Raw genomic sequence first — 13285 nt, 5'->3', positions numbered from 1 at the left:
TATCAAATGTATACATACCCCTATTTTTAAACTTGTATTATAATTACTTAATTAATTTATATATATCAGCCAATTTCAGCTTCTAATTCTGTACCGCGCACTTTTACTGGGTGATTGCGTTCATCTACCATAACAACTTTTGGCACTAAACTTTCCGCTTCTGCTTTATCCATCATAGCATACGCTATGATGATAACAGTATCACCAACTTGTGCTCTGCGCGCTGCTGCTCCATTTAAACAAATAACACCGCTGCCACGTTTACCAGCAATAGTATATGTTTCTAAACGTTCGCCATTATTATTGTTGACTACTTGTACTCTTTCACCAGGCAAAATGCCAGCCATTTCCAATAAATCTTCATCAATTGTGATACTGCCCATGTATTCAAGATTAGCCTGTGTTACTGTAGCACGATGAATTTTTCCATGAAACATATTGTAAAGCATTATTTATCCTCCAAAATAACATTATCAATTAAACGTGTAGTACCAAATTTAACGGCAAGTGCCAATAAAACTTTACCAGAAATAACTTCATCTACTGGCAAAAGTCCTGGCAATTTATACATTTCTACATAATCGATATCGCTCAAAGGTTCACTTTTAATCATTTGTGTTACAGCATCTACGATTTTTGCTGAATTTCTTTCACCATGTAAAAATAAATCCTGTGCGTGTTTTAAGCTCTTAGATAAAATAAGTGCTGCTTTTTTTTCTTCTGGAGATAAATAAACGTTGCGTGAGCTTTTTGCAAGTCCATCAGCTTCACGTACGATTGGCATAATTCTCAAATTAACATTGAAAAATAAATCATCCACCATACGTTGTAAAACTTGTGTTTGCTGTGCATCTTTTAAACCAAAATACGCTCTATTTGGCATAGTCAAATTAAATAATTTAGTGATTACTGTTGTAACGCCACGGAAGTGAATAGGTCTAGTTCTGCCACACAAAACTTTTGTTATATCGCCTGTTACTTCTACCCAAGTCATATCTTTATTAGGATATAAATCTTCTTTTTTAGGGGCAAAGACAACATCTGCGCCTGCATTTTCTGCAACAGTGCAATCTTTTTCCAAAGTTCTCGGATATGCTGCATAATCTTCATTCGGTCCAAATTGTGTAGGATTTACGAAAACACTTACAATAGTAATATCATTTTCTGCATGAGCAGCTTTGATAAGAGAAGCATGACCTTCATGAAGTGCTCCCATTGTAGGTACTAAACCAATAGACTTTCCATTTTGTTTAAAAGTGGCAACTAAATTTTTTAATTCAGCTACGTTTTGACATAAAATCATTAAAAATCTCTCCTTCGTTTTTTTGTAACAAACGTAAAGAGAATGCCGCAAATTCTTTATAAACTAAAAAAAACGCATTCACAAATGCGTTCATAGTAAAATAAGCTTAATCAATTTGATTAAACTTCATCTTATTTTTAAAGTTTTGCAGCGCATTCGTCTCGGTTATAGTAAATAATCCAAGCGATATTAAAATTATACATAACAAATTTTTAATTAAACTTGATACAGTTCAAATTCATGATACTGTTCACTATTTTGTTTGTTACGTTGCTTATAATATCACATTTAAAATATTATTTCAATAAATAAAAAAAGCCCTTGCATCAAGCAAAGGCTTTATTTTCGACTGGAGCTGGTAACAGGATTTGAACCTGCGACCCACGCATTACGAATGCGTTGCTCTACCAGCTGAGCTATACCAGCAATATAATTTATATTAATTCATAAGAAAAATTTTGTCAATACTTTTTACTGCACGATGGCGGAATTTAGCTTATAATAAATATACTATTCTTTTTAAATATACAATATACACAAATGAAATATACAATAGTTTGAAGGAGCTTTTTACATGGAATTAAATCAATTGGAATATTTTGTGGCTTTAGCCCATATTAAAAATTTTACTAAAGCCGCCAAATCTTTAAATGTTTCTCAACCGGCACTAAGTCGTTCCATAGGTCGTTTGGAAAAAGATTTAAATGTAAAATTATTTACACGTGACAGTCGCAAAGTAGCACTCACACAATACGGTCAAACTTTTTTATCCTATGCTGAAAGAATATTATTAGAACTAGAAACTGCTCATCAAGATATTATGAATATGGCTGAACCAGATAGTGGAGTCGTTAATCTATCATTTATGCATTCACTTGGTGCCTACCTTGTGCCTGATTTAGTAAAGGAATTTCGCAAAATCTACCCTAAAATTCAATTTTCTTTAAGTCAAAATCATTCATTTTTATTATCCAAGCAATTATTTAAAGGTGAATCCGATTTATGTTTATGTAGTGCTCCCATCAATATGTCAGATATTGCTTGGGTTCCTTTACTTACAGAAGAATTATATATCATAGTACCGACTAATCATGCTTTAGCAAAAAAAGATATCATAAGCCTAGAAGAAATTGCTTCTGAACCATTTATCACTTTAAAACCACGTTACGGTTTACGCACTAAGACAGAACAATTATTTGAACTCGCTTCCATTCATCCAAAAATTCGTTTTGAAGGTGATGAAATTGTAACTGTCGCAAGCCTTGTTGCCGCAGGACTTGGTGTTTCTCTTGTACCTAAAATTCCAGGTATGGACCATTTGGATATAAAATTTCTCTCTACTAATAACTTAAAATGTATTCGTGAAATTGGTCTTGCTTGGTATGCTAATAGACCAATGTCTCTTGCAGCTCATCGCTTTCAAAACTTCGTTATCGATAAATTCAGTAAAAAATAATCTTACTTGCTGTTTTAGCTTATAAATGCTATGCTTACTTATTGTAAGAGTTTTTCTTATAATATAAATTAATTGGAGGACCTCCTTAATGAAAGCAGTTATTTTTGATATGGACGGTGTAATTATTGACAGCGAATCCATTCATGCCGATATGAAAATACGTACTTTAACTCATTTCGGTATACCTTGCAGTATGGAAGATTGTGTGGCATATGTTGGGCGTTCAGCCAAAGCATTTTTTACCGATTTTGTCCATCTTGCAACTAAGCCTGTTTCTGTTCAGGAAATGGTCGACTACAAACATAAAATTTATTTAGAATACATTCAAGACAGTAATACAGTATATCCAATTGATGGCATATTGGATTTATTGTATGAACTACACGAAAATAACATTCCAGTAGCACTTGCATCCTCAGCCGACAGAAAAGTAATTAATGCTGTATTAAAAAAATTTGGTTTAAGCGATTGCTTCAAATATATTTTAAGCGGAGCAGAACTTCCAGCAAGTAAACCAAATCCAGCAATTTATGCATTAACAGCTAAAGCACTCGGTTTACCGCCACAAGATTGTGTCGTTATCGAAGATGCTACAGCTGGAATTATTGCCGCAAAAGACGCGGGCACATATTGTATCGCTTACGATAATCCAAATTCTGGCCCACAAGATTTATCCCGAGCTGATATGATAGTAGATTCCATAAATGATATAAGTTTAAACAAGATTTTACAATTACAAAATTAATTATCAAGAGGTAATTATATATGCAAAAATTCACATTTCATTGCCCCACTGAAGTGATTTTCGGCAAAGATAGCGAAAATTGTACCGCTGATTTAATAAAAAAATACAACGGTCATAATGTTTTAATCGTCTTTGGCGGTGGTTCTATAAAAAGAACTGGCTTACTTGATAAAATCATTACACAACTAAAAGAAGCCAGTCTTTTTGTTTCTACACTCGGCGGTGTACAACCAAATCCTCTTGTATCTTTTGTCAATAATGGTGTAAAAAAAGCACTCGCTCAAAATATTGATTTTGTATTGGCAATTGGCGGTGGCTCTGTAATCGATACAGCAAAAGCCATCGCTCACGGTTTACAATACCCAACACACGATATCTGGGATATTTGGACAAAAAAAGTCAAATTAGAAAAAACTACACCATTTGGCAGTATCGTAACCCTTGCCGCTGCTGGTAGCGAAACGAGTGATTCTTCTGTTCTCACCAATGAACAGACAAAACAAAAACGCGGTTTAAGCACGCCATTTAATCGTCCTCGTTTTGCCATCATGAACCCAGAACTAACTTTCACCGCACCAAAAGTGCAAAAGGCTTGCGGTTGTGCTGATATCTTAATGCATACATTAGAAAGATATTTCGCTAAAGAACAAGATAATTACATGACAGATTATATTGCTGAAGGTCTAATGAAAGATGTAATTTACTATGCACCAAAAATGCTAGAAAATCCTCAAGATTATTTATCTCATAGTGAAATAATGTACTGCGGTAGCTTATCCCACAATGATATTACAGGACTCGGTCGCACTAAAGATTTTAGCGTACACAAATTCGGTCATGAATTGAGCGCTAAATTCGATGCTACACATGGTGCTTCCTTAACTACTATGTGGGCATCTTGGGCTAGATACGTATATAAACACGATGTTGAACGCTTCTGTCATTTAGGCAAAGTTTTATTTGACATCTCTGAAACAGGCGAAGACGGTGCTATTAAAACAATAAATACGTTAGAAGAATTTTTCTATCGTTTAGGCTTACCAATCTGTATCAGCCAGCTTACAGGCAAAATCTTAGATGAAACTGAACTAAAATACTTGACCGATATGTGCACAGATAACAACAGTAAAGCAATCGGTACATTCAATCCGCTCAATTATGAAGATGTATATACCATTTTCAAAATGGCTAATCATTAAAAAATAATAAGGTGTTATATATGAATATGCAAAATTGTACACTCTGCCCACGCAATTGCCATGCAGACCGCACAAAACAATACGGTTTTTGTCATGCCAGTAGCGAAGTAGAAGTGGCACTCGTATCTCTTCATAAATGGGAAGAGCCTTGTCTTTCTGGCAAAAATGGTGCAGGTACGGTATTTTTTTCGCATTGCAGTATGAAATGTATCTTTTGCCAAAATCATGAAATTAGCACAGAGGGCAAAGGCTTAAAAGTTTCTATCGAAAGATTAGCAGAAATTTTTCTTGAACAACAGCAACGTAAAGCTCATTGCTTAGAACTTGTAACGCCAACGCATTACGTACCGCAAATAATTAAAGCTCTCGATATAGCTAAACAAAACGGTCTTAATATTCCTGTCGTTTATAATTGCAGTGGCTATGAAAAAGTTGAAACGCTCCAAGCTCTACGCAATTACATTGATGTATTCTTACCTGATTTTAAATATTTTTATAGCGAAACAGCTAAAGAATACTCTAATGCACCCGATTATCCAGAAGTAGCCAAAAAAGTTATTGATAAAATGTATGAACTCGTAGGAAAACCTGTTTTCAAAGATGATATCATGCAAAAAGGTGTGATAATCCGCCATTTAATTTTGCCATGGCAGTATAAAGAAAGCATGCAAATCGTAAAATACATTTGGGAAACATATCACGATGATGTTTATTTGAGTTTGATGAACCAATATACACCGATGTACAAAGCATTATCTCATCCTAAATTAAAACGCAAATTGACAACTTTTGAATATAACAAAGTCGTTGATTTTGCCAGCGATTTAGGTTTTACTAATTGCTATATCCAACAAGGAAAAACAGCCACTAAAGATTTTGTACCAAATTTTAATGGCGAAAATGTCTTATAAAAACAAAAACCAGAATAAGCATGATGTTTATTCTGGTTTTTTATTATTCAATTTTAACTGCGTGAAATATGCGGTCTTTTTTTAATATCCGCCATGATATGCAATAATTTTAAATTAACGAACAAAGCTATGAGCATAAATATTACTCCGCCAAAGCCTACATATGGCATATCTGCTACCATTACAATTAAACTACCACCAGCTGAACCAAGTGCTATACCGATATTAGCCGATATTGGATTTAAACTAGAAGCTAAAGTGAACGCTTCTGGTCGTTCTAATGAAGCAGTATTAAGGAAAAATATCTGTAAAGAAGCATTATGCAAATACATTGTAACGCCTAAAATCATTATATTGACAAGTCCAACAGAAGCAACATTAACCGTAAATGGTATCGCAAATAATGCTATGCCTTGTACGATGTAAACAATAGGCAATTTTCTTATGCCACCTATACCAGCTAATCTACCTGAACCTAAATTACTGATAATCGTACAAAAACCGAATAAGCTCAAAACAAGACTGATATACATATCTGGGATATGCAAATTATTTTGCAAAATAGGAGTTAAATACGTATACATCGTATATGTTCCAGCAAAACTACAAACGAGCACTACCATGCCTAATTGAATACGCTGACTTTTAAACAAAGCAAACTGATGTAATAAATTTGATTTTTTGCCTGCTTCTACATTCGGCAAACTGCGCCATAACAATACTAAAACTATAAAACTAAATACACTTAAAAAGATAAATGTACTGCGCCAATTTATCATCTGACTTAAAAAAGTACCAAATGGTACACCAAATACAGCAGCTACACTAAAACCTGAAAATATCCAGCTTATAACTTTTGGTCGATTGCGCACACTTACTAATTCATTTGGAAAAGTCATAGAAATTCCCAATACTGTACCTGAAACAATAGCAATTATAATACGAGATACCAATAACATAGTGTAATTTACAGCCAAACCGCACATTATATTGCTCAAGATAAAAATAGCCGTCAACCCTATTAAAAGATAATAACGATTATACTGGCTAAGACAAGCGGTAACAAGTGGCGTTCCAATAGCATACGCTATTGCAAAAAAAGAAATCAAATTACCTATCATTACTATAGAACAGTCAATTCCAGCGGCGATATCTGGCAGGATACCGATAATTACAAATTCGCTTGTTCCTAAAATAAAACTTAATAAAATGAGTGCAAATACTGGTAATGTAAATGATTTTTCTCCAGTCAAAATATCATGCTCCTTTATAATAATATAGTTAACTACGATATCAATAATATATCACAAGGATGTGTGCATGATATAGATATAATATTATCTAAAAAATAAGTTGATAGTATCTTTTACTTATACAAAAAAATAGCCAAATACTAAATTGTATCTGGCTAATCATTATTTTAAAGGAAGTATAGGGGAAATATATATTAAATTTATTGCATATGAGCTTGTACTAATGCTCTAAATTTATCTTTAGAGAAAAAGCCTGATTCGCGATGGATTATTTCACCATCTTTGACAAATAATAAAGTAGGTACAACCATTACTTCATATTCTTCAGCTAATTTTACATTTTCATCAATATCTATTTTCAAAATATCATATGGAATTTCTGGAGCAACTTTTTCTAAAACAGCACCTAACATTTTGCAAGGACCACACCATGTTGCAAAGAAATCCACGATAAAAGTACCTTTACCTTCTAAAAGTTTATTAAAAGCATTTGCATCTGCATGAATTAACATATCAAAAAACCTCCCAAAATTTATTTAAATCATTTCATATCATCTTTTGTTGACTTTATTATAGACTTTTTTATATATCGTTTCTGTGACTACATCACAAAACCTAAAAAATATTTAAATCATATCTAAATTGACAGATATCAATGTTAGTGATATTATGAAGGAGAACTTTATAGTTTAACGAATCAGGTGTCCATTTGGACTTAATAGGGAATTCAGTACACATACAAAATGTAAAGCTGAAACGGTCCCGCCACTGTATGAGGGAGACTGTTCAAAATCATGTCACTGGAAAATTTTTTCTGGGAAGGCTTGAACAGGACAATGAACTCGAGTCAGGAGAACTGCCTGATTAACAATCACCGTGAGCAATCGAAAGATTGCCGTACCTGCGAGCGATGGGAAGGGGATTAGACAAAAATCATTTTTGATTTTATAATGCGTCTATTCACCTCTTTTCAAAGCGAAAAGGGGTTTTGTTTTATCGTTTTTACTTTATATCTTCAGCAAATATAAAGTATTCATTGCTCATTTCCAAACTATTTTATTGTGTTTATTGTATTATGCGTCTGGCGTGCCTTAATCGGCACGCTTTTTTTATATCTTCATAAACTACTATTATCTAATCTTTCCAAATACAATCACTTATTATCCATTCTAGTTATCATACAATTTCTAATGCGTATAACAACAATAGTAAAATAAACACTATTTAGCATAAAAACTATCATAATGAATTTTATCAAGTTATTTCTCGTATTATAAGCAACTAATATTTATAAAAAATTTTTACAAAAATAATTTAAATTAATTATCAAAAAAATTGCAATAGTTATTTATATGATGTATAATATTATCAACAAATATTTATCATACAACTTTCGACATCAAAAATATAAATTTCATGGAGGAAATAGATATGCAAACAAAAGAAAATATCATCGCGAGTATACAAAACGGCTTGACAACACTCGGTATTGAATTCGGTTCCACTCGTATAAAAGCCGTACTCATCGATAAAAGCCATGAACCAATTGCTGTAGGCGCTTATGATTGGGAAAACAGTTTAATTGACGGTATCTGGACTTATAGCGAAGCTGAAATTTGGCAGGGCTTACAAGGCTGCTATAAAAACCTTGTAGAAGAAGTTCAGAAAAAATACGGCGTTACTCTAAAAAAACTTGCTGGTATCGGTTTTAGTGCTATGATGCACGGTTATCTTGCTTTTGATAAAGATGACAATTTGCTCGTTCCATTCCGCACTTGGCGCAACAATATCACAGGTCAAGCATCTCATGAACTCATTAAATTATTCAATTACAATGTTCCACAAAGATTTAGCATTGCTCATTTATATCAAGCAATCTTAAACAACGAAGAACACGTTAATAAAATCAAATTCTTCACAACTTTAGCTGGTTTTGTTCATTGGAAATTATCCGGTCAAAAAGTTCTCGGTATTGGTGATGCTTCCGGTATGTTCCCTATCGATATCGCTAAAAAAGATTACAATGAAAAAATGATGGCAGATTTTGATGCTCATATTGCAGATAAACATTTTGATTGGAAAATCAAAGACATTTTACCAAAAGTTCTCATTGCTGGTGAAAATGCAGGTTATTTAACTGAAGAAGGCGCTAAAATCTTAGACCCATCTAGCACTCTTGAAGCTGGTTGCCCAATGTGCCCACCAGAAGGCGATGCTGGCACAGGCATGGTAGCTACAAATACTGTTATGAAGAAAACTGGTAACGTTTCCGCTGGTACTTCTGTATTTGCTATGATTGTCTTAGAACACGATTTATCTAAAGTGTATGAACAGCTCGACATGGTAACAACTCCATCTGGCGATTTAGTAGCTATGGCTCATTCCAATAACTGCACAACTGACCTCAATAGCTGGATTAGCCTCTTCCATGAATGCTTAGCAAGCTTTGGCGTAGAAGTTGATGCTAACCATTTATTCTCTACATTGTATAACAAAGCACTTGAAGGCGATGCTGATTGTGGCGGACTTTTGGCTTATTGCTATCATTCTGGCGAACACATCACAGGCTTTACAGAAGGCAGACCTTTATTCGTTCGCAAACCAGACAGCAAATTCAATCTTGCTAACTTCATCCGCGTTCACTTATCCACTGCTCTCGGCGCTATGAAAACTGGTCTTGATATCCTCACAAAACAGGAAAATGTTAAAATCGAACAGATTTTAGGTCATGGCGGTTTATTCAAAACTAAAGGCGTAGGTCAAACTATCATGGCTGCTGCTATCGGCGCACCTGTAACTGTAATGGAAACAGCTGGCGAAGGTGGCGCTTGGGGTATTGCCCTCCTTGCAGATTATATGAACAATAAAGAAGATATGACACTTGATGAATATTTAAGCCAAAAAGTATTCAAAGATGCTGTATCTGAAACTATCGCACCAACAAAAGAAGACATTGACGGCTTTGAAGCTTTCATGGAAAGATATCGCAACGGTCTTGCTATTGAACGCAGTGCTGTAGAAAATTTAAAATAATTTAAGATTTAAGCTAAAAAATCCCTTTTAAGCATCATAAACTTAAAAGGGATTTTCTTATTTTATTTGCGATAATAAATTATATAAAGCACCAGTCATGCCAGCATCATTTTTTAATTTTGCAAATTCAATCTGCGTACTTTCATAGACATTTTTTGCTAATCGCATTTTCAAAGCTTCATTAATAATTGGTCTTAAATATTCGCCCTGTGCCATTATGCCACCGCCCAAAATCACCATTTGCGGATTTAACACAGCAGCGATATTTACAATGCCATCGGCTAAATGGTTCATTAAATCTTCTATTGCCTTTTGCGATACTTCATCGCCTGCTTTAGCCCATGCAAAGATTTTTTCACCGTTTAAATCTGTTTCATTCATTGATTTTACCTTTGCTACATCTTTTACAAGACGCGTTGTAGAAACTAATTCATGCATTGTGCCACCAGGAATTTTCATATAAGCAATCTCACCTGCACTATTGCTAACACCGTGGATTACTCTTCCCCCATAAACAGCACAACCGCCAATACTTGTGCCTATCGTCATACAAAAAAGAGAAGATTTCCCTTTGCCTGCACCTAGCCACATTTCACCAAGTGCCGCACAATTTACATCATTTTCTACACTGCATTTTATATTAAATTCATTTTCTACAATAGTTTTAAGTGGCGTATTGCTGTAATCTGGTATTGCTTCCGGCATGACATAGACCACAAGCCCAGATTTTGCATCAACAATGCCTGAAGTAGATATACCTACACCACCAATATTTTCAGCTTTGATATATTTTCGGATTATATTCTTAACTTTTTCTACAATACCCGGTCCGCCATACAATTTTGCTTCAGTTGGCATAGAATTTTTTTCAATGAAATTGCCATTTTCATCAGCCAAACCGTATTTTATAGCAGTACCACCGATATCTATACAAATATAATGTTCCTTATCCATAAATAAGCTCCATTAATCTTCCACTTTAATTTTAAAAATAGCTTTTTTCAAATGACAAGCTTCATCTGCTATGACACCTGTACGATGTGCATCTTCTGGATAACAGATTAGAAAATCGCCTGGATTTAATTTCACGCTTGCTTTATAATCTCCATCTAATGCCTGGAAATCATTATCCGCCTTGTATTCTCCAAGCTGCATATTATCGATAAAGTTCACATCTATAAATTCTTGTCCTTTAAGCATTACATGCACATCTATATATTTTTTATGTGCTTCCCAAAAACGGTCTTCACGCAATACTGTATCGTATTCATTCACATTGACAAAAAATTCATCACCATTTATCTTATATGAACCTTCTTCATAGCTCAATAAATCATGTTCTTGTACATACTTAAAGAATGCTTTTACTTTTTCTGGTAAGAACGCATATCTTTGCACTTGATTTAAATTGCCAAAAATCATCAAAATCAACTCCTTTTTTGTTTCATTATATCATAATATCATAAATAATATGGTATACTATAATTAGTCAAAAAATCAAAATCACATTGATTTTATATAAAATTTATGCTATAATATATTAACTCTCTCGGGGATGCAATGGTTTCGACGGGAGTAGTTGGTGCATGGTAAGCGAGCCGGGGGGTCATCAACCCGTTAGTAAGGTGAAACTTTTATTTAAATATAAAAGCTAACAAAGAATACGCTTTAGCAGCTTAATGCTAACCTCTTTTCGTTCTTTTCCCGCGTGAGCGAAAAAGAGGCCAACAGCGGGATACCTTATAATCAATTCTCGGAGATTTTAAGGGAATTTCATCGAGATATAAAAATTGTAGCCTGTCTATAGGCGACAGTTTTCGAATTTAATATATGGACTGCGCTCGGAGAAAGCTGTGTAGCAGTACTTTCGGACAGGAGTTCGATTCTCCTCATCTCCACCAAAAGCAATAAATGGTTAATCATGATTAACTTATATCGGATATAAAAAAGAGTAGGCAAATGAACTGCACCCCAAAAGTTGGACAAAAAAACAACTTTTGGTGGTGCAGTTTTTTTATGACTAAATACTCAAATGAATTTAAAGTTAAAGCAATTAAAATGGTTTTAAAAGGAGATTCTATTTATCATGTAGCTAAAATTCTAAACATGCCAAATACAGCTCCTCTTCGCAGATGGATATTTCATTATGAAAATGGTGGCATTTCACAACTTCTTCATAAAAATCGTAAATATACTCCTATCTTTAAGCAAAAAGTTATTGAATATAAATGGCTACATCATTTATCATTAAATCAAACAACAGCCAAATTTTCCATTCCTAATACTGGTACAATTTCTACATGGGAAAAATTGTATAGCTCTTATGGATTTTCTGGCTTAGTTTCTAAGAAACGAGGTAGACCATCTATGAAAAAATCTAAATCTAAAAACAAAGTTAACAAACCTAAAAAAGAACTTTCTTATGTTGAAAAATTAGAACAAAAAGTTTATCAATTAAGGATGGAAAATGACCTATTAAAAAAGTGGCATGCCTTAATGAAGCAATGGGAAAAGGAAGGAAGACACTAGTTCTAGTAATTGCTAAATTAAGGAAAAAATATACTCTAAAAGCCCTATTAAACTATACAAAATTAGCTAAAAGCACATATTATGATGCATTAAAAAAATTATCAAAAGAAGACAAATATAAAGGATTAAAAACATTAATTTATAATATCTGTAATAAAAATCATGGAAGATATGGATATAGAAGAGTAACTTTGCAGCTGCATAAACAAGGAATAAAAGTCAATCATAAAGTAGTTATGAGATTAATGAAAGAAGAAAATTTAACATGCAAAGTAAGAGCAAAGAAATATAAATCATATAGAGGGCAAGAAGGGAAAATAGCCAAAAATATATTAAATAGAAATTTCAAAGCAGAAAAACCAAACGAAAAATGGGCAACAGATGTAACAGAATTTGCATTATGCAATGAAAAAATATATTTATCACCAATAATAGATTTATATAACGGAGAAATAATAAGTTATAAAATATCGAAAAGACCAATACTAAAGCAAGTATTAGATATGGTAAAAGATGCAACAAGAAAGATAAAAGAAACAAAAGGAATAATTCTACATTCAGACCAAGGATGGCAGTATCAGAATAGAAGATATCAGGAGTTATTAAAAGAAAAAGGCATTATCCAAAGCATGAGCCGAAAAGGAAATTGCTCAGATAATGCCGTAATAGAAAATTTCTTTGGTTTGCTAAAAAGCGAATTATTCTATTTAAAAAAATTTAAATCCGTTGAAGATTTTATAAAAGAGTTAAAATCTTATATAAAATATTATAATACAAAACGGATAAAGATAAAACTAAAAGGACTTAGTCCCGTAGAATACAGAACTAAGTCTCAATTAATAGCTTAATTAATATG

General features: G+C 33.4%; 13 protein-coding genes, 1 tRNA gene, 1 other RNA gene and 1 riboswitch. Of the genes, 8 read left to right on the top strand and 7 right to left on the bottom strand.

The window, feature by feature from the left end; genetic code table 11:
* Nucleotides 1-65: 65 nt before the first annotated feature.
* The 3 genes from panD to CKV65_RS00580 form a co-directional block, all read right to left on the bottom strand.
* Complete coding sequence (gene panD / locus CKV65_RS00590; protein ID WP_027889945.1) at nucleotides 66-449, bottom strand: aspartate 1-decarboxylase; 384 nt, start codon at nucleotides 447-449, stop codon at nucleotides 66-68.
* Nucleotides 449-1303 carry a pantoate--beta-alanine ligase gene (panC, locus tag CKV65_RS00585; protein ID WP_027889946.1) on the bottom strand — a complete coding sequence of 285 codons (855 nt, stop codon included), beginning with the start codon at nucleotides 1301-1303 and terminating at the stop codon, nucleotides 449-451. The genes panD and panC overlap by 1 nt, the downstream gene beginning before the upstream one ends.
* Before the next feature lie 350 nt (nucleotides 1304-1653).
* Nucleotides 1654-1729, bottom strand: a tRNA-Thr gene (locus CKV65_RS00580).
* A 148-nt stretch (nucleotides 1730-1877) separates the two neighbouring features.
* On the opposite strand from CKV65_RS00580, the gene CKV65_RS00575 reads away from it, so the two are divergent.
* The 4 genes from CKV65_RS00575 to CKV65_RS00560 all read left to right on the top strand — a co-directional run bounded on the left by CKV65_RS00575 (nucleotide 1878) and on the right by CKV65_RS00560 (nucleotide 5614).
* The gene (locus CKV65_RS00575; RefSeq protein ID WP_027889947.1) at nucleotides 1878-2759 is read left to right on the top strand and encodes a LysR family transcriptional regulator; all 882 of its coding nucleotides are present in this window, start codon (nucleotides 1878-1880) and stop codon (nucleotides 2757-2759) included.
* 88 nt (nucleotides 2760-2847) lie between these two features.
* Entirely contained in the window at nucleotides 2848-3504 is a 657-nt protein-coding gene (locus CKV65_RS00570) for an HAD family hydrolase (protein WP_027889948.1), read from the top strand.
* Nucleotides 3505-3524: 20 nt separating this feature from the next.
* On the top strand, nucleotides 3525-4703 hold the full coding sequence (locus tag CKV65_RS00565) for an iron-containing alcohol dehydrogenase (RefSeq protein WP_027889949.1): 1179 nt from the start codon (nucleotides 3525-3527) through the stop codon (nucleotides 4701-4703).
* A 20-nt stretch (nucleotides 4704-4723) separates the two neighbouring features.
* Nucleotides 4724-5614 (top strand): radical SAM protein, encoded by an 891-nt coding sequence (locus CKV65_RS00560; RefSeq protein WP_027889950.1) that lies wholly within the window; start codon nucleotides 4724-4726, stop codon nucleotides 5612-5614.
* 53 nt (nucleotides 5615-5667) lie between these two features.
* Here CKV65_RS00560 and CKV65_RS00555 read toward each other — a convergent pair whose 3' ends face one another.
* Together CKV65_RS00555 and CKV65_RS00550 are read right to left on the bottom strand one after the other, a co-directional pair.
* Complete coding sequence (locus CKV65_RS00555) at nucleotides 5668-6867, bottom strand: MFS transporter (protein WP_036254565.1); 1200 nt, start codon at nucleotides 6865-6867, stop codon at nucleotides 5668-5670.
* 200 nt (nucleotides 6868-7067) lie between these two features.
* Nucleotides 7068-7379, bottom strand: a complete 312-nt coding sequence (locus CKV65_RS00550; RefSeq protein ID WP_027889952.1) for a thioredoxin family protein — start codon at nucleotides 7377-7379, stop codon at nucleotides 7068-7070.
* A 170-nt stretch (nucleotides 7380-7549) separates the two neighbouring features.
* A riboswitch (cobalamin riboswitch) is annotated at nucleotides 7550-7745 on the top strand.
* Nucleotides 7746-8298: 553 nt separating this feature from the next.
* On the opposite strand from CKV65_RS00550, the gene CKV65_RS00545 reads away from it, so the two are divergent.
* Nucleotides 8299-9900, top strand: coding sequence for a xylulokinase (locus CKV65_RS00545; RefSeq protein ID WP_027889953.1), 1602 nt, complete (start codon nucleotides 8299-8301; stop codon nucleotides 9898-9900).
* Between the two features lie 57 nt (nucleotides 9901-9957).
* Here CKV65_RS00545 and CKV65_RS00540 read toward each other — a convergent pair whose 3' ends face one another.
* Both CKV65_RS00540 and CKV65_RS00535 read right to left on the bottom strand, forming a co-directional pair.
* On the bottom strand, nucleotides 9958-10854 hold the full coding sequence (locus CKV65_RS00540) for an ROK family protein (protein ID WP_027889954.1): 897 nt from the start codon (nucleotides 10852-10854) through the stop codon (nucleotides 9958-9960).
* Between the two features lie 12 nt (nucleotides 10855-10866).
* A complete protein-coding gene (locus CKV65_RS00535; protein ID WP_027889955.1) occupies nucleotides 10867-11322 on the bottom strand; it encodes a NanQ anomerase/TabA/YiaL family protein in 456 nt (151 codons plus the stop codon).
* A gap of 129 nt (nucleotides 11323-11451) precedes the next feature.
* Between CKV65_RS00535 and ssrA the strand changes: the two genes are divergently transcribed.
* The 3 genes from ssrA (at nucleotide 11452) to CKV65_RS00520 (ending at nucleotide 13277) form a co-directional block, all read left to right on the top strand.
* Nucleotides 11452-11801, top strand: a transfer-messenger RNA (tmRNA) gene (gene ssrA, locus CKV65_RS00530).
* 115 nt (nucleotides 11802-11916) lie between these two features.
* Nucleotides 11917-12429 carry a helix-turn-helix domain-containing protein gene (locus CKV65_RS00525; RefSeq protein WP_157738437.1) on the top strand — a complete coding sequence of 171 codons (513 nt, stop codon included), beginning with the start codon at nucleotides 11917-11919 and terminating at the stop codon, nucleotides 12427-12429.
* On the top strand, nucleotides 12384-13277 hold the full coding sequence (locus CKV65_RS00520) for an IS3 family transposase (protein ID WP_157738436.1): 894 nt from the start codon (nucleotides 12384-12386) through the stop codon (nucleotides 13275-13277). Before CKV65_RS00525 ends, CKV65_RS00520 begins: the two co-directional genes overlap by 46 nt.
* Nucleotides 13278-13285: the final 8 nt, after the last annotated feature.

The sequence above is a fragment of the Megamonas hypermegale genome, from assembly GCF_900187035.1.
Classification (GTDB): Bacteria; Bacillota; Negativicutes; order Selenomonadales; family Selenomonadaceae; genus Megamonas; species Megamonas hypermegale.
Note: the sequence above shows the minus strand (reverse complement) of the source record. Positions and strands in the feature narration are given on the sequence as shown.

Bases quoted from the DNA above. Each gene is read 5' to 3' on its own strand.
- panD (WP_027889945.1), bottom strand. From the start codon at position 449: ATGCTTTACAATATGTTTCATGGAAAAATTCATCGTGCTACAGTAACA.
- panC (WP_027889946.1), bottom strand. From the start codon at position 1,303: ATGATTTTATGTCAAAACGTAGCTGAATTAAAAAATTTAGTTGCCACT.
- CKV65_RS00575 (WP_027889947.1), top strand. From the start codon at position 1,878: ATGGAATTAAATCAATTGGAATATTTTGTGGCTTTAGCCCATATTAAA.
- CKV65_RS00570 (WP_027889948.1), top strand. From the start codon at position 2,848: ATGAAAGCAGTTATTTTTGATATGGACGGTGTAATTATTGACAGCGAA.
- CKV65_RS00565 (WP_027889949.1), top strand. From the start codon at position 3,525: ATGCAAAAATTCACATTTCATTGCCCCACTGAAGTGATTTTCGGCAAA.
- CKV65_RS00560 (WP_027889950.1), top strand. From the start codon at position 4,724: ATGAATATGCAAAATTGTACACTCTGCCCACGCAATTGCCATGCAGAC.
- CKV65_RS00550 (WP_027889952.1), bottom strand. From the start codon at position 7,379: ATGTTAATTCATGCAGATGCAAATGCTTTTAATAAACTTTTAGAAGGT.
- CKV65_RS00545 (WP_027889953.1), top strand. From the start codon at position 8,299: ATGCAAACAAAAGAAAATATCATCGCGAGTATACAAAACGGCTTGACA.
- CKV65_RS00540 (WP_027889954.1), bottom strand. From the start codon at position 10,854: ATGGATAAGGAACATTATATTTGTATAGATATCGGTGGTACTGCTATA.
- CKV65_RS00535 (WP_027889955.1), bottom strand. From the start codon at position 11,322: ATGATTTTTGGCAATTTAAATCAAGTGCAAAGATATGCGTTCTTACCA.
- CKV65_RS00525 (WP_157738437.1), top strand. From the start codon at position 11,917: ATGACTAAATACTCAAATGAATTTAAAGTTAAAGCAATTAAAATGGTT.